Raw genomic sequence first — 22,626 nt, 5'->3', positions numbered from 1 at the left:
GCAAATAACATATCTGTTTGGGTATAATCGCGCCCATGCTTTTTCGCCAGGGAATCGTTATGCGCATCCTTCACACCTCAGACTGGCATCTCGGCCAGAACTTCTACAGTAAAAGCCGCGAAGCCGAACATCAGGCTTTTCTTGACTGGCTGCTGGAGACAGCACAAACCCATCAGGTGGATGCGATTATTGTTGCCGGTGATGTTTTCGATACCGGCTCGCCGCCCAGTTACGCCCGTACTTTATATAACCGTTTTGTTGTCAATTTACAGCAAACTGGCTGTCATCTGGTGGTACTGGCGGGAAACCATGACTCGGTAGCCACGCTAAATGAATCGCGCGATATCATGGCGTTCCTCAATACTACCGTCGTCGCCAGCGCCGGACATGCCCCACAAATCTTGCCTCGTCGCGACGGGACGCCGGGCGCGGTGCTATGCCCCATTCCTTTTTTACGCCCGCGTGACATTATTACCAGCCAGGCGGGGCTTAACGGCATTGAAAAACAACAGCATTTGCTGACAGCGATCACCGACTATTACCAACAACACTATGCAGATGCCTGCAAACTGCGCGGCGATCAGCCTCTGCCCATCATCGCCACGGGGCATTTAACGACCGTTGGCGCCAGCAAAAGTGACGCCGTGCGTGACATTTATATTGGCACGCTGGACGCTTTCCCGGCACAAAACTTTCCGCCAGCCGACTACATCGCGCTCGGACATATTCACCGCGCACAGATTATTGGCGGCATGGAACATGTACGCTATTGCGGCTCTCCTATCCCACTGAGTTTTGATGAATGTGGCAAAAGTAAATATGTCCATCTGGTGACATTTTCAAACGGCAAATTAGAGAGCGTGGAAAACCTGAACGTACCGGTAACGCAACCGATGGCGGTACTGAAAGGCGATCTGGCGTCAATTATCGAACAGCTGGAACAATGGCGCGATGTGCCACAGGAGCCACCTGTCTGGCTGGATATTGAAATCACTACTGATGAGTATCTGCATGATATTCAGCGCAAAATCCAGGCATTAACCGAATCACTGCCAGTTGAGGTATTGCTGGTACGCCGCAGTCGTGAACAGCGCGAGCGTGTGTTAGCCAGCCAACAGCGTGAAACCCTCAGCGAACTTAGCGTCGAAGAAGTTTTTAATCGCCGTCTGGCACTGGAAGAACTGGATGAATCGCAGCATCAACGTCTGCAACATCTTTTCGCCACGACGTTGCAGACCCTCGCCGGAGAACACGAAGCATGAAAATTCTCAGCCTGCGCCTGAAAAACCTGAACTCATTAAAAGGCGAATGGAAGATTGATTTCACCCACGAGCCGTTCGCCAGCAACGGGCTGTTTGCGATTACCGGCCCGACCGGCGCGGGAAAAACCACGCTGCTGGACGCCATTTGTCTGGCGCTGTATCACGAAACCCCGCGCCTCTCTAACGTTTCGCAATCACAAAATGATCTAATGACCCGCGATACCGCCGAATGTCTGGCGGAAGTGGAATTTGAAGTGAAAGGTGAAGCGTATCGCGCGTTCTGGAGCCAGAATCGGGCGCGTAACCAGCCGGACGGTAATTTGCAGGTGCCGCGCGTAGAGCTGGCGCGCTGCGCAGACGGTAAAATCCTCGCTGATAAAGTAAAAGATAAGCTGGAACTGACGGCAACGTTAACCGGGCTTGATTACGGGCGGTTCACCCGTTCGATGCTGCTTTCACAAGGGCAATTTGCTGCCTTCCTCAATGCGAAACCGAAAGAACGCGCGGAATTGCTGGAGGAGTTAACCGGCACCGAAATCTACGGGCAAATCTCGGCGATGGTTTTTGAACAGCATAAATCGGCCCGTACTGAGCTGGAGAAACTGCAAGCGCAGGCCAGCGGCGTAGCCTTATTAGCGCCAGAACAGGTGCAATCGCTTACAGAAAGTTTGCAGGTACTCACTGACGAAGAGAAACAGTTACTCGCCGCGCAGCAGCAAGAACAACAATCAATTAACTGGTTAACGCGGAAGGATGAGTTGCAGCAGGAGGCCAGTCGCCGTCAGCAGGCACTGCAACAGGCGTTAGCTGAGGAAGAAAAAGCACAACCGCAACTGGCGGCGCTCGGCCTGGCGCAACCCGCGCGGCATCTCCGTCCGCACTGGGAACGAATCACAGAGTATTCAACAGCGCTAGCACATACTCGTCAGCAGATTGAAGAAGTGAATACTCGCTTACAAAGCACAATAGCGCTTCGCAGCGGCATTCGTCACCAGGCGGCAAAACAGTCGGCAGAATTACAACAGTATCAACAAACACTGAATGCATGGTTACAGGAACACGACCGTTTCCGTCTGTGGAACAACGAACTGGCTGGATGGCGCGCGCAGTTTGCCCAACAGGCAAGCGATCGCGGGCATCTGCGGCAATGGCAACAGCAGTTAACCCATGCGCAGCAAAAACTTAATGCGCTTCCGACGCTCTCTTTGGCATTAACTGCCGATGAAGTTGCCACCGCCCAGGCGCTTCATGCCGAACAACGTCCGCTGCGTCAGCGCCTGATTGCGCTGCATGGGCAGATTGTTCCCCAGCAAAAACGCCTGGCGCAGCTACAGGCTGCTATCCAGAACGTTACTCAGGAACAGACGCAACGTAACGCTGCACTTAACGAAATGCGCCAGCGTTATAAGGAAAAAACGCAACAGCTTGCCGACGTCAAAACCATTTGCGAGCAGGAAGCACGCATTAAAACGCTGGAAGCCCAACGCGCGCAGTTACAGCCGGGTCAGCCGTGTCCGCTTTGTGGTTCCACCAGCCACCCAGCGGTCGAGGCGTATCAGTCGCTGGAACCGGGCGTTAATCAGGCCCGGCTATTAACGCTGGAAAACGAAGTGAAAAAGCTCGGCGAAGAAGGCGCGGCGCTGCGAGGACAACTGGACGCATTAACAAAGCAGCTTCAGCGTGATGAGAACGAAGCGCAAAGCCTCCGGCAAGATGAGCAAGCACTTACTCAAGAATGGCGTGTACTAACGGCCAGTCTCAATATCACCTTGCAGCCACAGGACGATATTCAACCGTGGCTTGCCACCCAGGAAGAGCACGAAAAACAACTGCAATTACTCAGTCAGCGTCATGAATTGCAGGCGCAAATTGCCGCGCATAATCAGCAAATTTCCCAGTATCAACAACAGATTGAACAACACCATCAGCAACTCTCTGCAGCGTTAGTAAGTTACTCACTGGCATTGCCACTGGAAGATGAAGAAGAAAGCTGGTTGTCGGCGCGCCAGCAAGAAGCACAGAGCTGGCAGCTGCGCCAGAACGAATTAACCGAGTTGCAAAACCGTATTCAGCAGTTGACGCCAATTCTGGAAACGCTGCCGCAAAGTGATGAACTCCCGCATAGCGAAGAAACGGTGACGCTGGAAAACTGGCGGCAAGTTCACGAACAATGCCTCGCGTTGCAAAGCCAGTGGCAAACCTTACTGCAACAGGAGGTTCTGGCAGCGCAAAGTCTGCAAAAAGTTCAGGCGCAGTTTGACTCCGCGCTACAGGACAGCATTTTTGACGATCAGCAGGCATTCCTTGCGGCGTTAATGGATGAACAGACGCTAACTCAGCTGGAACAGCTGAAACAGAATCTGGAAAACCAGCGTCGTCAGGCACAAGCGCTGGCAACTCAGGCGGCAGAAACACTGGCACAACATCAACAGCAACAGCCTGGCGGACTGGATCTCACGTTGGCTGCGGAACAGATTCAGCAGGCGTTAGCACAAACTAACCAAAAATTACGTGAAAATACCACTCGCCAGGGGGAAATTCGCCAGCAGCTGAAGCAGGATGCAGACAACCGTCAGCAACAACAAACCTTAATGCAGCAAATTGCACAGACGACCCAGCAGGTCGAGGACTGGGGATATCTTAATTCGCTGATTGGCTCCAAAGAGGGCGATAAATTCCGTAAGTTCGCTCAGGGGCTGACGCTGGACAATCTGGTCCATCTGGCTAATCAGCAACTTACCCGGCTGCACGGGCGCTACCTGTTACAACGTAAAGCCAGCGAGGCGCTGGAAGTCGAGGTTGTCGATACCTGGCAGGCAGATGCGGTACGCGATACCCGTACGCTTTCCGGCGGCGAAAGTTTCCTCGTGAGCCTGGCACTGGCGCTGGCACTTTCGGATCTGGTCAGCCATAAAACGCGTATTGACTCGCTGTTCCTCGATGAAGGTTTCGGCACGCTGGATAGCGAAACGCTGGATACCGCCCTTGATGCACTGGATGCTCTGAACGCCAGTGGTAAAACTATCGGGGTGATTAGCCATGTTGAAGCGATGAAAGAGCGTATTCCGGTGCAGATAAAAGTGAAGAAGATCAACGGACTGGGCTACAGCAAACTGGACAGCACGTTTGCGGTGAAATAACTATTCAGCAGGATAATGAATACAGAGGGGCGAATTATCTCTTGGCCTCGCTGGTCGTTATCCTGCAAGCTATCACTTTATTGACTACGGTGATTCGTAGCCGTCCTGGTGGTTGTGATGGTGGTATGAAAAAAGTCATTTTATCTTTGGCTCTCGGCACATTTGGCCTGGGGATGGCCGAATTTGGCATTATGGGCGTGCTCACGGAGCTGGCACATAACGTTGGCATTTCGATTCCTGCCGCCGGGCATATGATTTCGTATTATGCACTGGGAGTGGTGGTCGGGGCGCCGATAATCGCGCTTTTTTCCAGCCGCTACTCGCTCAAACATATCTTGTTGTTTCTGGTGACTTTGTGCGTCATCGGTAACGCCATGTTCACGCTCTCCTCGTCTTACCTGATGCTCGCCGTTGGCCGCCTGGTTTCCGGTTTTCCGCATGGCGCATTTTTTGGCGTCGGGGCGATTGTGTTATCGAAAATTATCAAGCCCGGCAAAGTCACCGCTGCCGTGGCGGGTATGGTTTCCGGGATGACGGTCGCCAATTTGTTGGGCATTCCTCTGGGGACGTATTTAAGTCAGGAATTTAGCTGGCGCTACACCTTTTTATTAATCTCTGTCTTTAATATTGCTGTGATGGCATCGGTCTATTTTTGGGTGCCGGATATTCGTGACGAGGCGAAAGGAAACCTGCGCGAACAGTTTCACTTTTTACGTAGCCCTGCGCCGTGGCTAATTTTCTCCGCCACCATGTTTGGCAATGCGGGTGTGTTTGCCTGGTTTAGCTACGTTAAACCTTACATGATGTTTATTTCCGGTTTTTCGGAAACGGCGATGACCTTTATTATGATGCTGGCCGGGCTGGGGATGGTGCTGGGCAATGTGCTAAGTGGCCGGATTTCCGGACGTTACTCGCCGCTACGCATTGCGGCAGTGACGGACTTCATTATTGTGCTGGCACTGCTGATGCTTTTTTTCTTCGGCGGCATGAAAACAACGTCGCTTATTTTTGCTTTTATATGTTGTGCGGGATTATTCGCCCTCTCAGCACCGCTGCAAATTCTGCTCCTGCAAAATGCCAAAGGCGGAGAATTATTAGGTGCCGCAGGTGGGCAAATAGCGTTTAACCTCGGTAGCGCCGTGGGCGCTTATTGCGGCGGGATGATGCTGACGCTGGGGCTGGCGTATAATTACGTGGCGTTGCCTGCCGCCCTGCTCTCGTTTGCTGCGATGTCGTCGTTGCTGTTGTATGGTCGCTATAAGCGCCAGCAAGTGGCGGAGAGTCCGCTGCTGGCAAAACCACAGGGGTAGGTTGCAGCCACGGTGCACAGTGCCGGATGCGGCGTACAGGTCTGCTCATTTTGTAGGCCTGATAAGACACGCCAGTGTCGCATCAGGCATCTGAGCACAATGCCGGATGCGGCGCGAGCGCCTTATCCGACCTACGCATCAGGCATGATGCGCCAATTGCTTACGTTTTTTACTCTTGTGGCCATAACCACGCGGCACCGCGTACGCCGCTGGAATCACCGTGCTTCGCCTTACGCACCGGCGTTTCACATTCTCCGCCGAAGACAAATTGTTTAATCAGCGGCGGAACGGTTTGATATAAACGGTCGACATTGCTCATCCCTCCGCCCAGGACAATCACATCCGGGTCGAGAATATTCACCACATGCGCCAGCGACTTCGCCAGTCGTAGCTCATAGCGACGCAATGCCAACTCAGCTACCGGATCGCGTTCTTCAACGAGACGAATAATTTCACTACCTTTCAGCGCATGTCCGCTCAACCGATGATAATCCGTGGCAAATCCGGTCCCCGAAATAAAGGTTTCAATACAACCTTGTTTACCGCAATAACAAGGGACTTCTTCGCGATAACGCAGTTCATCTTCGTCCATCCACGGTAGCGGATTGTGTCCCCACTCGCCTGCCGTGCCGTTGCCGCCGATATGCGCCCGCCCATTGAACGCCACGCCCGCGCCGCACCCCGTGCCAATAATCACGGCAAATACCGTCTGCGCTCCCGCTGCCGCGCCATCTACCGCTTCCGAAACCGCCAGACAGTTGGCATCATTTGCCAGCCGTACTTCCCGCTGCAACCGCGCGCTTAAGTCTTTATCGAATGGCTGACCGTTAAGCCAGGTCGAATTAGCGTTTTTCACCACACCGGTATACGGTGAAATTGAGCCAGGAATGCCCATGCCCACCGTTCCACGCTGCCCCGTCGCCTGCTCCGCCATCTCCACCAGCGTGGCGATCGTTTCTATGGTCTGGCGGTAATCATCACGCGGCGTGGGCAGACGATGACGGTACAACTGCTCCCCTGCATCGCCCAGTGCAATGACTTCTGTTTTGGTGCCGCCTAAATCGATACCTATACGCACGGTACTCTCCTTATTTTTTTCAATATCAATAGAGTAGAGACGGACAACCGGATTGGCAATGCAAGGCCGCCGACAATTCGTTATCATGCCCGCTAAATTTAACGACAAGGCCGTGGAAATTATCATGCTGTGGTTCAAAAATTTAATGGTTTACCGTCTTAGCCGCGAAATTTCGCTGCGTGCAGAAGAGATGGAAAAACAGCTAGCCTCGATGGCATTTACCCCATGCGGCAGCCAGGATATGGCGAAGATGGGCTGGGTTCCTCCGATGGGATCGCACAGCGATGCGTTAACGCACGTTGCCAATGGTCAAATTGTTATCTGCGCGCGCAAAGAAGAAAAAATTCTCCCGTCTCCGGTCATTAAACAGGCGCTGGAAGCGAAAATCGCCAAACTGGAAGCCGAGCAAGCGCGTAAGCTGAAGAAAACCGAAAAAGATTCGCTGAAAGATGAAGTGCTGCACTCTCTGCTGCCTCGCGCCTTTAGCCGTTTCAGCCAAACCATGATGTGGATCGACACGGTGAACGGTTTGATCATGGTGGACTGCGCCAGCGCCAAAAAAGCGGAAGATACGCTGGCACTGCTGCGTAAAAGCCTGGGGTCGTTACCGGTTGTGCCATTGAGCATGGAAAACCCGATTGAACTGACGCTAACCGAATGGGTACGCTCCGGTAGCGCGGCACAGGGCTTCCAGTTACTCGATGAAGCCGAGCTGAAATCACTGCTGGAAGATGGCGGTGTGATCCGCGCGAAGAAACAGGATCTGACCAGCGAAGAGATCACCAATCACATTGAAGCCGGAAAAGTGGTGACTAAACTGGCGCTCGACTGGCAGCAACGCGTTCAGTTTGTAATGTGCGACGATGGTTCGCTCAAGCGCCTGAAGTTCTGCGACGAACTGCGCGATCAAAACGAAGATATCGACCGCGAAGATTTTGCCCAGCGTTTTGACGCCGATTTCATCCTGATGACCGGCGAACTGGCAGCGTTAATTCAAAACCTGATCGAAGGATTGGGTGGCGAAGCGCAACGTTAATCGCTGGTTTGCCTTCAATGCCGGATGCGACGCCTGGTGCGTCTTATCCGGCGTACAAAGCCATGCCAGGCATTAATATACTCATTCGCTACGTCGGGCGATGATTTTTAACGCTGCAATATTATGCGTTTTACGCCGTGACCTCATTTTAATTCCTCAAGCTTATTGCGCGCTTCACTACGAATTTGCCGTGTCGATCCGGTTTTAACTAATTTTCGTAATTGTTGCGGATCCGGACGATCGACAAATAACAATAATGATGGTTCCTCTTTTAACCACGCCGTTTTCACCTCAACAGGCAGTTGCGGGTTGGCAATCGCTCCCTGACGATCCTGCGATGTCACCAATGCTGTGAATGCGGAAGTCGGCGTATGCGCATTAATCAACGCCGTTTTACGTAATTGTTCATGTCGACTTTGCAGTAATGCCAGCCAAAACTCGTCATCAGACTTATCTGTCAGCTTATCCAGCTCGACTAAAATAACGCTATCATCATCATTCCAGCGACGTAATCCTCTATCAAATTGCCTACGGTTACTATTTGTCATGTCTGTAACAGACAGCGCCCAGTCAGAATTAAAGCGATATTGTTTATCAAGGCGGGAAATAATCTTTGATGGTAAATCATTTTTATCAAATAACTGATTGCGCATCCGGTAACGATATTCAGCCGGTAAATCAGGCAGCAAATCGATGGCGTCATTGAGCATTGCTTCATCTACCACGCCATTATCAATCAGTTCCAGTTGTATATCATACGCCTGCTCCTGATCTTCTTGCCGTTTGCTCATCATTAACTGCAATGTGCGCTGCCACAATTTTTTCTTATATTCCAACGGCAGCAGTTTATCATGTGCTAATTCATTCCAGACAGCGGGGTTATCATAATGTGTCAGGAGATAATTAATCACTTCAGTTGACGTCAGATAACGCGCACCTTCACGTAAATATTGTACATCTTCTTTTGCCAGCGACAGTTGGCGCACTTCTGGTAAAGCAATAAATAATGCCATAACGATATTTTTATGGTCTTTATTATCGAGATACATTTGATCCGCAATACGTTCAATGTCGGTAATACTCATGTTTGCAGAAAGCCGCGTAACTTTTAGTTCCGCAAAGGCATGAGCTACGGCTTCACGAACCTTAAGTGATTTATCGTTACTCAGCGCCACGGCTTGTCGTGTAGTCAAATCTGCACCGGCAATTCGTTCGCGTAGTTCCTCATCATCGCTGTTTATCAGTTCATCCACTACGGATGCAGGTGCCAGCCACGCGTAATCGTACTGGCTGACTAACGTCTTACGAACAATCGGAAACGGACTCTGGCTTAATAGGGCAATGGTTTCTGGAGACAGATTATCCTGCCTGGCCTGCTCGAGCTGGACGCTCTCGACAGGGGTCGACATTAATTTTTCATTCACTTCTGGTGAAATATCGCTGTTCTTAATCAGTCCTTTCGCCACTGCCTGATCTTTAATAAAAGGCGCGGTGAGTAAATGCATTTGCCTGGCGGGCCAACGCTGCGCCATATATTCCCGTGTCTGGTCATCAGGATGCTGTAGCAATTGCAGCATAACAGCGGTTGGTAGACTCTCCATGCGAGTCAGAAAACGCACCACCAGCGGATCTTCATGCTTAATGTTGCCAGCCGGAAATTTTGCGACCTTGCCCTGTTCAACCCACTGCAATTTTTCACTTAACTCCGATACAGGTTTATCGCGAAACAACGGCAATCCCTGAGCAACTCTGGCTGCTACGCTCTCATAATCGGGATAGACATTTAACACATCGTCGGTTTGAATTTCAGTAATCTCATAGAGATCGGGCTCAAACAGCGAATACGCTTTTCGAATATTCGCATCCCAGTCATAATTTTCACTGCTGGAATCTTCGTTGATATAAAACTCAGCGTTATTAACCTCAAATTGCGTCGCCTTGTCTGAAACAATAATTCCGCGAGCAGTAATACCTTTCATTACTTCAAAGTTATGATCATTATAATTAGCATAGACTAAACCTTTCGCTTTCATCTCACCTTTGACGTACGCGAAATCATGATTAATAAAGTTGTCGACAATCACATTGCCCAACACAATGAGTTGACCATTACCTGTCGAATAATCATCATAATCACCATTAATGGTTAAATTCCCCTTAACCACCAATGTATGCTTATTACTAAAATTGCTGGGTATTGATAAATCTCCATTATGGTAATACCAACGAATGTTATTTTTAAGCATATACGAGGATTCCATACTATCATCGGTTTCCTCTTTCACTCCATTACGTTCTTCTGCAGTCATGATATGGAAATCTGATTTAATAAGATCATCGCTAGTGATCCACTCTGCAGCGTAAGTATTTTCGGTGGCAATAAATACAACCATACAGATGATCAATATTTTTATTTTATTCATAATCTTCACTGATATTAATATCAACCTTGATAGATTATGAATATATCGAAAATAGAAAAATTAGCAGCAACGGAGATTTTATTATTCGTGAAATAAGGAATATTTCAGAAAAATGCCCTCCCATTCAGACGGGAAGGCGCGATATTACAGATAGCGGCACAGATAGGAGGTCGGTTCGGCAACTTGCAGATGGAACTCGCTGTGGCCGGGAACATTAAATACTTCACCAGCTTCATACACGCGCCAGTCGGTGGCGCCAGGCAGCAAAACATTCAGCGCCCCGCTGACAACCGTCATCTCTTCGGGCTCCGCAGTACTGAACGTATATTCGCCTTCAACCATCACACCGACGCTGGCGCGGCCAGTATCGCTGCTGGTAAAACCGATCGATTTCACTTTTCCGGAAAAGTATTCGTTACTTTGAAGCATAAACTGGCCCTGTCAGGTGGTTTAACATCTTCTTCACTATAGGGGCCAAAGGTGCTAACTGTCACGTAAAATTACACCAGCAATTCCGCCGCCAGCCTTGCAATCAATACGTTAGAGAGCAAAACAGGTACATCGAGCTTTTTTTGCAGTAAATCGCGATGACGCTGATTAAATCCTAAACAATCCAGCATGATGACATCCGCCCCATTCGCCAACAATTCTTTCCCGGCATCAATGATTTTCTGTTCCGAATCATGAATGGGATTTCCCAGCGAAAATAGTGGTGTTCTCTGCAAAATTTGCCATTTTTGCGCCTGAACGGCCAAAAGCTCTTCTACTGGTACAATAACGCCGACCTGGTGACCTTCAACAATGGAGGAAACCAACGGTGGGAGAATGCGCAAAGGCTCGAGGAAGATCGTATTTCGCGCTGTCATATTACTAATGTTGGCCGTACTCATTAGCAAAATAACGTCATAATCCTGATTATCGAGTACCTCAATCACGCTTTGTAAATCACGCTCCACTTTACGGCGCGAAACGTGGGCCAGCTGGTTATCATTTAATAATGTCAGAATAGTTTCTTCGCCTGCTTCTGGCGCGTACTCCGCCATCACCTCTTCGCGGCTTAACTTCCCCAGCAGGCTATGATGGGAAATATTATTTTCGTCAATGTACTCCGTCAGAAGCGGCAAAACTTCATGCATTGGTACAATGCCGATGGTCAAAATCGCCAACGACGCGCTCATTGTCTTCCACCTTTCTTTTTTCGTCGTTAATTACCGGGCAAATACTAAGCACCACAGCGGACGCTTGCCGATGCTACAAATGCAAAAAAGCGTAGCAGCAGACGCGCACGGCATAATGTAAAGATTCCCAATAGTTCCAGTAATGGATTGTTATTGTTTAATATTCTAATTATTTGAAAAACATGAATTGCGAAAAATGTGATGCAGGTCCGTTGTAATAGCACTCAGAGTCCCTTCCGAGCAGTTTGATGCGGTCACTCTTTATCAGGGTCCTCATAGCGCTTTTTAGCATCCATCGCCTCCTGGGCCGTAGGATGTTCGCTGATCAAAGAGTCTGGTTTGGGATGATCGGCTCGCAGCTGATACCAGGTCACAGTCTGTCCTTGCTGGCCTTTTTCTACCGAAACGATTCTGGCTTCTCGGGGATAAGGCGGTTTCGTTGGCATTGTTCTTCCTTATTTCGCGGAATGAACATTAAGTATAGGTGCCAGGACCATCACAGTTTGCCGTTTGTGCCAAAGCGGTTCGAATTTCAGAGATTACCTGGCTGGGTTCGTTATTAGCGTCGACGATAATATGCGCAACTTCACGATATAATGCATCGCGTTCTTCCAGCACTTCCTGAACTTCTTCACTTAACGGTTTTCCTGTGAGTGTTGGCCGTAAATCCTCTTCTGGCGCTGCTTGCAGACGATTTACCAGCACTGACACCGGCGCGCACAAGTAAACCACAATCCCGTTATCACGCATGTAGTGGCGATTAAATTCCGTCAGAATAATACCGCCGCCCGTCGCGATAACGGTGGATGGCGCAGTAACTGCTTCCAGAGCTGCGCTCTCCCTGGCGCGAAATCCTGCCCACTCTTCCCTTTCGACGATCTCTGCTACCGTCATATTGAGTTGTGATTGCAACCATTGGTCGGTATCAACAAACCGACAGTTGAGCGAATCGGCAAGGGCCATTCCGACCGTTGTTTTACCACAGCCCCGAGGCCCGATCAGAAAAAGAGGTTGTGTCATCGTGGGTTTTTCCCAAAAGGTCGCAATGCGGCGAAAGCCGGTTTCGTAAGAATAACGATCATACCATCAAACTAGTACAATTTCGATTGTAAAGAAATAATTCCACTTAAGGAGCGAACTTCAATACATCCCTTACTATATCAAGAAATGAGCGAGAATGAAGTGTAAATAATAAATTACATTTACGAACGGTTACGCTGAACTTCCAGCCACCACTTTTCAAGTTCAGCCGCAAATGCCTGGCGGTCACGTTGCGAAAAACTATCTGGCCCTCCGGTCTGGATCCCACTGGCTCGTAGGGTATCCATAAAATCGCGCATCGTCAGACGTTCACGAATAGTCGCAGGTGTGTACCGTTCGCCACGCGGATTAAGTGCTGCCGCCCCTTTCTCGATGGCTTCAGCAGCCAAAGGAATATCAGCGGTTATCACCAAATCGCCCGCCTCACACTGACGTACAATTTCATTATCGGCAACGTCAAAACCTGCCGCGACGCGCAGCGTGCGAATAAACTGCGATGGCGGCACGCGTAAACTCTGATTTGCTACCAACACCAGCGGCATCTGCATACGTTCTGCCGCGCGATACAGAATCTCTTTAATTACATTGGGACACGCATCGGCGTCCACCCATATTGTCATAAGGCTATCCTCTGTTGAGTAATCTTCTATTGTGTCGCGCTTTTGCCTTCCGGCATAGTTCTGTTTATGCTTCTGACCAGGCGCTTTTCAAAATAACGAATTCACGGCAGGAGTGTGGCAATGGAAAAGAAAATCGGTTTTATTGGCTGCGGCAATATGGGAAAAGCCATTCTCGGCGGTCTGATTGCCAGCGGTCAGGTCCTTCCAGGGCAAATCTGGGTGTATACCCCCTCCCCGGATAAAGTTGCCGCCTTACATGAACAGTTTGGTATCAACGCTGCAGAATCAGCACAGGAAGTGGCGCAAATCGCCGATATCGTCTTTGCAGCCGTCAAACCGGGCATAATGATTAAAGTCCTTAGCGAAATCACTTCCAGCCTGAATAAAGACTCTCTGGTGGTTTCTATCGCCGCAGGCGTTACGCTCGACCAACTTGCCCGGGCGCTGGGTCACGACCGGAAAATTATCCGCGCCATGCCGAATACCCCCGCGTTGGTCAACGCCGGGATGACATCCGTAACGCCAAACGCGTTGGTCACTCCCGAAGATACTGCCGATGTACTGAATATTTTCCGTTGCTTTGGCGAGGCGGAAGTCATTGCTGAACCGATGATCCACCCAGTGGTTGGTGTGAGCGGTTCTTCGCCAGCCTATGTCTTCATGTTTATCGAAGCGATGGCCGACGCCGCTGTGCTGGGCGGGATGCCACGCGCGCAGGCCTACAAGTTTGCCGCCCAGGCGGTAATGGGTTCCGCGAAAATGGTGCTGGAAACCGGCGAACATCCGGGCGCCTTGAAAGATATGGTCTGCTCACCAGGAGGCACAACCATTGAAGCGGTACGCGTTCTGGAAGAGAAAGGCTTCCGTGCCGCGGTGATCGAAGCGATGACGAAGTGTATGGAAAAATCAGAAAAACTCAGCAAGTCCTGATGACCCTCACCGGACGTCAGGCCGCCACTTCGGTGCGGTTACGTCCGGCTTTCTTTGCTTTGTAGAGCGCCATATCAGCCGATTTCAGCCACTCGCGGTAGTGACTCATCTGCGGATTCAGCGGCGCGATACCGACGCTTATCCGTAATATTACCTGTGGCGTATTTGGCAGGCGTAATGCCTTTAATCCTTCATGCACACGTAACATGGCAGTAATGGCGTTTTCGGCTGGCGTACCAGACATAATCACCGCAAATTCATCACCGCCAAAGCGACCAATCACATCGCTGCCACGCAGGGTAATTTGTAACTGTCGGGTAAGGGCTACTATCGCTTCATCACCCACATCGTGACCCCATGTATCGTTGATACTCTTAAAATGGTCGATATCGATAATCAATAGCGTCGCATCGCGATTGTGTCGGCGGCAGTTATCAAACTCATTACGTAGCATGATTTCCCAGTGACGTCGGTTGTAAACACCCGTCATGCCGTCGCGGGTACTCATGACCTGCAATCTTCGTTTATGTTCAGCCAGTTTGGTCGCTGTCTGGTAGCTGACCCAGCCAAACAGCAGAGGATAAATGACGATAATGGGAAGGGAGAGCCACCATTCCAGCGGCGCACTCTTGAGCGACACAGTGATCCCCGTGAGTTCGAGAGTGACAAGGCAGGAAACGACCATCAACACCAAACCGGCGACAAACAGACGGGGGCCGCCTGCCCCCATCAAATTCAGGCACATAATCATCAGCATTGCGATCGAAGGCAGCACGTTTACGCCCATCACGCCTACCCACATACCAGCTAACACTGCATCAGTTTTTAAGTTGTATATTTCCCGGCCAAGCGGATCAACGGCCCTGCTCGCCAACTGCCAGGCTAAATGCGGCCAGACAAACGCCCAGCCAACCAACACCAGCCACCACCAGCCTGACAGCGGGTGCGAAACCAGTGTCGAAGCGATTGGTAAGAACATCCCGGCCAGTCCTACCGCACGCGGTAGTCTCACGCGACGGGCGAAGCGCAGCCCGGATCGCTGATGTTCGTTTTGAGGAGCTAATGGTGGTATCTCCCCGTGCGCCGCCGCTTTTTTGAAAAAATTTTCATCATTCATTATTTTTGGGAACATTCAGAAACAATTTTCCCAAATTATAGAGATGGGGCTAAAGGCGGGAGTATGATATTTCGGGTGAGCCATTTTCTTAACTCACCCGTTAGCACTATAGGTATTACGCGGCTTTCTTGAGGCAGGCACTCATAAACTTATTACGATCATCACCTTTCAGAGATTGCTGCGTCGCCTGGCTATTACATTCGCGCATCTTCTGCTGCTGCGGCGTCAAACTCTTTTCACCAAGCGCAGATTTGCTGTTCTTCAGGCAATCACTCATGTATGTCTTACGGGCATCCCCTTTCAACGCCTGGGCTGTCGCCTGTTGATTACAGGAAGTCATACGCTGTTGTTGTGGGGTTAACGTTCTCTCGGCAGCGCCGACAGTGGTTAAAAAAACCAGACCGAATAGCAGGGTAACCAGTAATGTTATTTTCATAGCACCATCCCTCTTCACATTTTAACCAGGAGCGTTTGCGCCCTTGATCTGCCTTTAAGTCTGGTTGCTAACAGCAAAAAAACCACCCGACGGCCAAAATTAGCCGCCGGGCTCGGTGTTATTTCAACCCAAGTGCAGCTTTCATGGTGTAGAAGAGATCGGTCTGATCGGTCAAACCAACCACATTCGCAGCGTGTGGACCATATGCAGCAATACGTAACTGGCTACCGGTATGCTCTTGTGAATCCTCTTCGGAGTTCCCGTAACTCATCACCATCACTGCGCCATCTTTGGTGTTTAACGCCTGAGTCAGCCCCGGCGCTTTGGTATCCGGCGCGACAATCTGGCTGGCGTGGGCGTGGTCAGCGGTGACCACCACCAGTGTGTTGCCATCCTTTTTGGCAAATTCCAGCGCCCGCTGTACGGCTTCATCGAGATCGACCGTCTCGCCAATTTGGCCACAAGGATTCGCGGCGTGATCCTGTTTATCGATCGACGCGCCTTCAACTTGCAGGAAGAATCCTTTCTCATTTTTGCTTAGTAGCTCAATAGCTTTATCGGTCATCTGCGCCAGTGTAGGCACGCTGTCATTGCGTTGCGGATTCGGGGTACAGGTGACTGCAGGTTTATCGATGTTACCGTGATAAGACGCCTTTGGTCCTTTCCAGCGCACTGGCATATTGCCGTCGGCAAATAATCCGAGCAGTGGTTTTTGTTGGTTAGCTTCCGTCACCGCAGTCAGCGATGCGGCATCGCTGACTAACTGATAACCGCGCGCCAGCGCCTGTTCACGCAGCGTTTTTCCCTGCCATTCACCGGCGGTTGCTGTTTCTGCAAACGTTTTTGCGCCGCCGCCAAGCGTAACATCCGCACGGGCGTTAAGCAGTTGTTCGGTAATCGATCCTTTTCCACCTTTTTCCAGCGCGTTGCTCGGGCATTTTTCGCTGGTAACGCTCGGACCATAGCATTTGCGCGAGGTCACATGCGCCACTAGCGCGGCGGGAGTAGCATCCTGTATTTCAGCTGTTGAAACGTTGCCGGTCGCCAGTCCTGCGGCTTTTGCCATTTCCAGAATCGTTGGATGATCTTTTTCATGAATATCGACACCCAGAGCGCCGTTATACGTTTTGACACCAGTTGACCAGGCCGTTGCTGACGCGGCGGAGTCGGTCACGTAGTCTGGTTTTCCGGTTTTTTTATCCAGCGCATAATGGGTGTATTGTCCGGTAAGCGGTAAGGCATCGATCCCTTTAAAAAAACCGCCCGCGCCTTCAGCATAATTGCGTGCGGCAGTGATTTCCGAATCCCCCATCCCATCACCAATCAATAAAATAATATTTTTTGCGGGTTTATCGCTAAGAGAGTCGCGTAAGGCTGCCGTCTGATCACTCGTTAATCGACGAGCGCCACCTGGCGCAGTAATATCACCCTGTGCCGCCCGGTTTTCCAGAATTGGCATCTCTGGTGTCCGGGCTTTAGTAACAGGGGTAAACAGTAACGGCAAGAGAGCCAGTGCAATAGTGCTTTGTTTCACTTTATTTTCTCCATGTACAAATACATTAAAAAATAAAAACAAAGCGACTATAAGTCTCTGGCATGACAGCATTATGACAACTGTTGAAGGTTTAACTTTTTACTGACGAGGATGCCTCAATAACTTCTTTACGTAATCGCGCAGCAGCTCCGTATCATCATCTGGAATGCTGGCATCGGGCTTTACCGAGTATAGCGCTCCTTCAACCTGATCAATCAACCGCTGTTGGTCATTTTGCGCCATGTTGCGAAGCATCGCAGTAACGATAATCTCTAGTGCTTCGACCTGCGCGCACAATTCTTTCGACTCCTCTTCCTTTTGGGCAAGCTTAAATAACAACTCAGCAATGAGATTTTTCATATCTGTATTTCCTTATCCAAAGTATGGAGAAGTTAACATTATGTTTCACAACTGCATAGAGTCTTGATGTAGTATTTTTATGACAGAGGAAATAGTTTTAGCAAATATTTTTTTCACATTTATCAGCGAAACGTTTCTCTATTTTTTAATATAATTCCACACATAAAATATAGGTATGTAATTATTAATACTTTTTATAATAAAAAGTTATAGAATATATCCTCTTGGTTAACTTATTATTAAGTATAATAACCATCCGGGTAGCAATTCACAGCAGGAATAAATTAGTTTCCCGTTCATCATTTTTGTGATTTTGCGCACATAATTTAGCCAGCGATGAATCTTAACCAGCAGGCTGCACGCTTTGTCAGCAGAAGATTGCAACAAACTGTCAGAAGGCCGCGAATCCCCCGTTTTGTCGTGGTAATGTATGCTCTTTGTGTTCTACGGGATAGGTTTTTAAGATGGAAAAACTGCGGGTAGGAATCGTTTTTGGTGGAAAGTCAGCAGAACATGAAGTGTCTCTGCAATCGGCAAAAAACATTGTCGATGCCATTGATAAAAGTCGCTTTGACGTTGTGCTGCTGGGCATTGATAAACAAGGGCAATGGCACGTCAGCGATGCCAGCAATTATTTGCTGAACGCAGACGATCCTGCCCATATTGCGCTGCGCCCTTCGGCCACCAGTCTTGCGCAGGTACCTGGTAAACATGAACAGCAACTGATTGATGCGCAGAACGGTCAGCCATTGCCGACGGTGGATGTCATTTTCCCAATTGTCCACGGTACGTTGGGTGAAGATGGTTCCTTGCAGGGAATGCTGCGGGTCGCCAATCTACCGTTTGTCGGTTCCGATGTTCTGGCTTCTGCCGCTTGTATGGATAAAGACGTCACCAAACGTCTGCTGCGTGACGCCGGATTGAACATCGCGCCATTTATTACCCTGACGCGCACCAATCGCCACAAAATCAGCTTCGCCGAAGTGAAGTCTAAACTTGGGTTGCCACTGTTTGTAAAACCAGCTAATCAGGGTTCCTCTGTTGGCGTCAGCAAAGTGACCAGCGAAGAGCAGTATGCGCTTGCTGTCGATCTGGCGTTCGAGTTCGATCACAAAGTGATCGTTGAGCAAGGGATCAAAGGTCGTGAGATCGAATGCGCGGTTCTGGGTAATGACAATCCGCAAGCCAGTACCTGTGGCGAGATCGTACTGACCAGCGATTTCTACGCCTACGACACCAAGTACATTGACGAAGATGGCGCGAAAGTGGTGGTTCCGGCGGACATTGCGCCGGAAATCAACGATAAGATTCGGGCGATTGCCGTTCAGGCTTACCAGGCGTTGGGATGTGCTGGCATGGCGCGTGTAGACGTCTTTTTAACGCCGGAAAACGAGGTGGTGATCAACGAGATCAACACACTGCCAGGTTTCACTAACATCAGCATGTATCCGAAGCTGTGGCAAGCCAGTGGCCTGGGCTATACTGACCTGATCACTCGTTTGATTGAGCTGGCGCTGGAGCGTCACGCAGCGGATAACGCATTGAAAACCACGATGTAATATTCAAACGCCCGGTAATATTATTATTGGGCGTTTAATATTAATGGCAAACGTAAGATTGCCTGATGCGCTTTGCTTATCAGGCCTACCAGATTTTCGTAGGCAGGATAAGGCGTTCACGCCGCATCCGGCGCATTTTGTCAGCACTCCCGACCGCCCAATCCTCTGTTATTGGGCGTTTTCAGTATCTTCTTCGCGACGGCGAATAATCAGTCCCGCCAGCCAGAAGCTAATCACCCACGTCACCAGCCCCACCGCATAGGTCTGCCAGCCTTTTGCTTCATACCCCAGCAACCCCACTACACCATTAAAAATGAAAATAAGGCCAATGGAAAACGCATAGTAATGCCAGTCGCGGCGGATTTTCACAGGCAGATTCATGGCAGCTCCGTTAACGAAAAACAACATCCTCGCATATTCTGCAACATTCGTCTGTGTCGTAGACTGCACTTTCAGAATCGTTAAAAAATTTAACTTAAAGTTACCATTTTGTGACTCACGGCCAATATTCACGCTTCGGGAATATTCCCAACATCAATTTACCATGATTCTGATATTGACAATCCCAATGACCTGTCAGACTTGCCATAAGCCGCTGGTATCACACCAGAAGAGAAGCAGATGACTTCCGGAGGTTTTTATGGCTGATTTCACCCTGTCAAAATCGCTGTTTAGCGGAAAATATCGCGATGCCTCTTCAACGCCTGGCAACATTGCCTACGCATTGTTTGTGCTGTTTTGCTTTTGGGCTGGGGCGCAATTGCTAAATTTGTTGGTGCATGCGCCAGGTGTCTATGAGCGTTTAATGCAGGTCCAGGAGACGGGCCGCCCACGGGTAGAAATTGGTCTGGGGGTAGGCACCATTTTCGGGCTGATCCCGTTTTTGGTTGGCTGCTTCATCTTTGCGGTGGTTGCGGTGTGGCTGCACTGGCGACATCGCCGCCAGTAAGATTTATTTTGCCAGATGCGGCGTACACATCTGGCCTACGATTACCTTTTGGTCACTGCTTCATACAGCGCGCTCGCCTTTCATCGACGCGCTTCGCAAACCATGCAGTGGTAAGGTTACGGGTGATTTTCGGGCTTTCTAGTTGAATACCGGGCAACATTTCACGCGGTAGCGATTTACCCATTTTCGCTTCGGCGAGTTGATAAACCTTCTTATACAGCGCCGTCTCTTCAAAAGAGAAACTATCCCCTTTCTCTAGCTGACGACGAATTTCGCTGTCGCTCATTCCCAGTTTGCCCGCCAGCTTACGCGTCGCCAGTTCTGTTTTCCCGGGTTCTTTACTGTCGTAACGAATCAAATCACCATCCAGCGCCAGCTTCACGCCACTGGCTTTGCTGACCGCATTCTGAAACGCGGCATTACGACTGGCGTACCAACCGGCATTAAAATCGGCGAAACGGAAAATCGGCGCGCTATAGCTGGCAGGATAATTGAGTAAATGGTAAGTACCGAACCATAATCCGCCGCGACGACTGAAGACTTCCTGACGTACCGTACCGTCCATTTTCCACGGATACCCCCTGGTATGCTGTTCGGCAAAGGCAATGCTGACCTGCATCGGCCCACCGGTGCGCACCGGGTTAAGCGAACCAAACAGCGTCTGCCCCATCGGCACCATGCTGATCAGATCGTCAAAAATTGCACTCAGCTGCTTTTCCGTGCGCACGGAATCTAACCGTTCGCTGTAGCTTTTGCCGTTTGGCGATTTGATTTTTAGCGCGGTATGGACCAGAAATGCAGGGATGTGCATCCGTTCGGCGCGGCGGTCAATCTCTTGCCAGGCGATTTTACTTAATCCTGGAACGACCGGATCCGCCTGATAATTTGACTCCTGCTGCGCCACCGCCAGCACCGAGCAGACATTTTCCAGTGTCGGTGCCAGCCCCTGACTTTCAAAAGTAGTGGCAAGATCTTTCGCCCAGGCATCGCGGTCTTTTACGCTGGCGGGTAACTTCTGCCGCACCACGCTCGCCACATCTATCGCTTTTTCGCCCTTCTTCAACGGTTGTGGCGCCTGACTGCTACACCCCGCTAAAACCAGAACCGCCAACAATGAAAGCGAAGACAGATGATTGACTCGCGACATTACCTCTCCTTTTTAGCTCAATGTATGGGTTACTTCCTGAATTTTGTCATTATCCAGTTCATGTTCAAAGCTGCGCAGACGTTTGTAGATCGACATCAACTCGACCAGCGTGGTCCATGAGTTAATCAGATACTGGAAAGCGCCGCGAACCTGCCCAAAAACGTTGGTGATTTGGGTCATCAGGCCGAGCGTAATCGTACCGGCAACAATCGACGGAAACAGCAAGAACAAACCGAAAACGTTATCGACCTGCAGGTAGAGAATGCGGGCGATGTTGAAATACATATAGTGAAAATAGAGGCGGAAATAGTTCTTCCGTACCGCACTGAACAACTCACGCACCGTTGGCGGTGTTGCTCGCGTGGCGTCGTCTTCACCATAGACCAACTCTTTACGGTAGGCGGCTTCTACTCGCTGGTTTTTAAACTCAAGCCCCGGCAGTTTGATCCCCACTACCGCCAGTAATCCGGTCCCCATCAGCGACCAGACAATCGCGGCAATCACCAAACCATACGGAATATGCCCAACAATCGGCAACTCTGGCACGTGCGCGGAGAGCGTCACCAGCACCGGCAAGAAGGCGATCAGCGTCATGATGGCGTTAATAAAGCTGACGCCCATATTCTCAAGCGTTGAGGCAAAACGCATGGTGTCTTCCTGCACACGCTGCGCGGCCCCTTCGATATGGCGCAGTTGCTGCCAGTTCGCCATGTAGTATTCGTTCATCGCCGTACGCCAGCGGAACACGTAGTGGCTGACAAAGAAGTTGTTCAGCACACTGATAACCACCGCAATCAGCGCAATCCCCAGAAAGACACCCACTTCGCGATAAAACTGTTCGATGGTCACTTTATGCGGCGAACTGAGCGCGGTTTGAATCAGGTCATAAAACGGTGCATACCAGGCGTTGACTGCCACACCAACTTCCACCAGAAACCAGGTAACGAAGATAATTAGCGCAGTGCCGAGTATTGACCAATATTGCCAACGATGCGGGCTATAGATAAACCAGAACAGCGCAAAAAGTCCTACGCAAACAATGTAATAAGCGTAAAAAACCAGGAAATCTAACGACCAGAAACGGGCGGCGCTAATCGGGATCTGCCCAGAAGCCCCGATGATGCGGGCAACCCAGTCACCGCCTCCGACTTGCCAGAAGATTACGGCAATCAATGCCCAAACAAAGGCCGAGAGAAAAAAGGCTCCCGGTTTTGGGAAAAAAGACTTAAACATATGCTCTCCTGCTAGGTTCTTATCGTTTTGGCAACTGCTGTGTATTAACCGTATGGCCGCTTCAAAGAGTCAGCCAAATGAAACCGTCCACTGTGACCGACCGCGGGGCGCTTAGTTCGTCCTCCTGGCTGGAAGAATTGTTTCGACGGATTTCACAAACAAAAGATTGTTTACATAAGCGTATTAACACGTACAGGATCACAAATGCAGACATTGGTGAGCAGGAAAAAGATCGTGTTTACGCGCCGTTACGTTTTTAACACTATTATTGCA

At 50.0% G+C, this 22,626-nt stretch carries 21 protein-coding genes; 7 read left to right on the top strand and 14 right to left on the bottom strand.

Going from position 1 to position 22,626, the window contains the following annotated elements; all coding sequences use genetic code 11:
• Window positions 1-59: 59 nt before the first annotated feature.
• From sbcD to araJ, 3 genes are all read left to right on the top strand, one after another.
• Entirely contained in the window at window positions 60-1,262 is a 1,203-nt protein-coding gene (gene sbcD / locus H9644_RS18340; RefSeq protein ID WP_191775829.1) for an exonuclease subunit SbcD, read from the top strand.
• Window positions 1,259-4,402 (top strand): exonuclease subunit SbcC, encoded by a 3,144-nt coding sequence (sbcC, locus tag H9644_RS18335; protein WP_191775826.1) that lies wholly within the window; start codon window positions 1,259-1,261, stop codon window positions 4,400-4,402. Before sbcD ends, sbcC begins: the two co-directional genes overlap by 4 nt.
• 125 nt (window positions 4,403-4,527) lie before the next feature.
• Entirely contained in the window at window positions 4,528-5,712 is a 1,185-nt protein-coding gene (araJ, locus tag H9644_RS18330; protein WP_191775893.1) for an MFS transporter AraJ, read from the top strand.
• Window positions 5,713-5,881: 169 nt separating this feature from the next.
• On the opposite strand, the gene mak is transcribed toward araJ, so the two are convergent.
• The gene (mak, locus tag H9644_RS18325) at window positions 5,882-6,790 is read right to left on the bottom strand and encodes a fructokinase (protein ID WP_191775822.1); all 909 of its coding nucleotides are present in this window, start codon (window positions 6,788-6,790) and stop codon (window positions 5,882-5,884) included.
• 124 nt (window positions 6,791-6,914) lie between these two features.
• Here mak and rdgC point away from each other — a divergent pair, with 124 nt between their 5' ends.
• Window positions 6,915-7,826 carry a recombination-associated protein RdgC gene (gene rdgC / locus H9644_RS18320; protein ID WP_130206205.1) on the top strand — a complete coding sequence of 304 codons (912 nt, stop codon included), beginning with the start codon at window positions 6,915-6,917 and terminating at the stop codon, window positions 7,824-7,826.
• Between the two features lie 143 nt (window positions 7,827-7,969).
• Here rdgC and H9644_RS18315 read toward each other — a convergent pair whose 3' ends face one another.
• The 6 genes from H9644_RS18315 to H9644_RS18290 form a co-directional block, all read right to left on the bottom strand.
• Window positions 7,970-10,249 (bottom strand): DUF2773 domain-containing protein, encoded by a 2,280-nt coding sequence (locus H9644_RS18315; RefSeq protein WP_191775819.1) that lies wholly within the window; start codon window positions 10,247-10,249, stop codon window positions 7,970-7,972.
• A 144-nt stretch (window positions 10,250-10,393) separates the two neighbouring features.
• Window positions 10,394-10,678, bottom strand: coding sequence for a pyrimidine/purine nucleoside phosphorylase (gene ppnP / locus H9644_RS18310; RefSeq protein WP_064527100.1), 285 nt, complete (start codon window positions 10,676-10,678; stop codon window positions 10,394-10,396).
• Between the two features lie 71 nt (window positions 10,679-10,749).
• A complete protein-coding gene (locus H9644_RS18305) occupies window positions 10,750-11,427 on the bottom strand; it encodes an AroM family protein (RefSeq protein WP_064527098.1) in 678 nt (225 codons plus the stop codon).
• 254 nt (window positions 11,428-11,681) lie between these two features.
• Window positions 11,682-11,873, bottom strand: coding sequence for a protein YaiA (gene yaiA, locus H9644_RS18300; RefSeq protein ID WP_064527094.1), 192 nt, complete (start codon window positions 11,871-11,873; stop codon window positions 11,682-11,684).
• 28 nt (window positions 11,874-11,901) lie between these two features.
• A complete protein-coding gene (gene aroL, locus H9644_RS18295; protein ID WP_191775816.1) occupies window positions 11,902-12,447 on the bottom strand; it encodes a shikimate kinase AroL in 546 nt (181 codons plus the stop codon).
• Between the two features lie 182 nt (window positions 12,448-12,629).
• On the bottom strand, window positions 12,630-13,088 hold the full coding sequence (locus tag H9644_RS18290) for a YaiI/YqxD family protein (protein ID WP_191775813.1): 459 nt from the start codon (window positions 13,086-13,088) through the stop codon (window positions 12,630-12,632).
• Between the two features lie 120 nt (window positions 13,089-13,208).
• On the opposite strand from H9644_RS18290, the gene proC reads away from it, so the two are divergent.
• The gene (gene proC, locus H9644_RS18285; RefSeq protein ID WP_064527089.1) at window positions 13,209-14,018 is read left to right on the top strand and encodes a pyrroline-5-carboxylate reductase; all 810 of its coding nucleotides are present in this window, start codon (window positions 13,209-13,211) and stop codon (window positions 14,016-14,018) included.
• Window positions 14,019-14,034: 16 nt separating this feature from the next.
• On the opposite strand, the gene adrA is transcribed toward proC, so the two are convergent.
• The 4 genes from adrA to iraP form a co-directional block, all read right to left on the bottom strand.
• Entirely contained in the window at window positions 14,035-15,150 is a 1,116-nt protein-coding gene (gene adrA / locus H9644_RS18280; protein ID WP_191775809.1) for a diguanylate cyclase AdrA, read from the bottom strand.
• Between the two features lie 100 nt (window positions 15,151-15,250).
• Window positions 15,251-15,571, bottom strand: coding sequence for a phosphate starvation-inducible protein PsiF (gene psiF, locus H9644_RS18275; protein ID WP_191775806.1), 321 nt, complete (start codon window positions 15,569-15,571; stop codon window positions 15,251-15,253).
• 118 nt (window positions 15,572-15,689) lie between these two features.
• A complete protein-coding gene (gene phoA / locus H9644_RS18270; RefSeq protein ID WP_191775803.1) occupies window positions 15,690-17,105 on the bottom strand; it encodes an alkaline phosphatase in 1,416 nt (471 codons plus the stop codon).
• Window positions 17,106-17,204: 99 nt separating this feature from the next.
• Window positions 17,205-17,465: an anti-adapter protein IraP gene (iraP, locus tag H9644_RS18265; RefSeq protein WP_064527081.1), complete on the bottom strand. Its 261-nt coding sequence runs from the start codon at window positions 17,463-17,465 to the stop codon at window positions 17,205-17,207.
• A 464-nt stretch (window positions 17,466-17,929) separates the two neighbouring features.
• Between iraP and ddlA the strand changes: the two genes are divergently transcribed.
• Window positions 17,930-19,024: a D-alanine--D-alanine ligase gene (ddlA, locus tag H9644_RS18260; RefSeq protein WP_135486597.1), complete on the top strand. Its 1,095-nt coding sequence runs from the start codon at window positions 17,930-17,932 to the stop codon at window positions 19,022-19,024.
• Between the two features lie 168 nt (window positions 19,025-19,192).
• On the opposite strand, the gene H9644_RS18255 is transcribed toward ddlA, so the two are convergent.
• Window positions 19,193-19,405, bottom strand: a complete 213-nt coding sequence (locus H9644_RS18255; protein ID WP_191775800.1) for a DUF2754 domain-containing protein — start codon at window positions 19,403-19,405, stop codon at window positions 19,193-19,195.
• A 259-nt stretch (window positions 19,406-19,664) separates the two neighbouring features.
• Between H9644_RS18255 and H9644_RS18250 the strand changes: the two genes are divergently transcribed.
• Entirely contained in the window at window positions 19,665-19,973 is a 309-nt protein-coding gene (locus H9644_RS18250) for a YaiY family protein (protein WP_064527077.1), read from the top strand.
• Between the two features lie 52 nt (window positions 19,974-20,025).
• On the opposite strand, the gene yaiW is transcribed toward H9644_RS18250, so the two are convergent.
• Entirely contained in the window at window positions 20,026-21,120 is a 1,095-nt protein-coding gene (gene yaiW / locus H9644_RS18245) for a surface-exposed outer membrane lipoprotein YaiW (RefSeq protein WP_191775797.1), read from the bottom strand.
• A 12-nt stretch (window positions 21,121-21,132) separates the two neighbouring features.
• On the bottom strand, window positions 21,133-22,353 hold the full coding sequence (sbmA, locus tag H9644_RS18240; RefSeq protein WP_191775795.1) for a peptide antibiotic transporter SbmA: 1,221 nt from the start codon (window positions 22,351-22,353) through the stop codon (window positions 21,133-21,135).
• Window positions 22,354-22,626: the final 273 nt, after the last annotated feature.

This window comes from Escherichia whittamii (genome assembly GCF_014836715.1).
Taxonomy (GTDB): Bacteria; Pseudomonadota; Gammaproteobacteria; order Enterobacterales; family Enterobacteriaceae; genus Escherichia; species Escherichia whittamii.
Note: the sequence above shows the minus strand (reverse complement) of the source record. Positions and strands in the feature narration are given on the sequence as shown.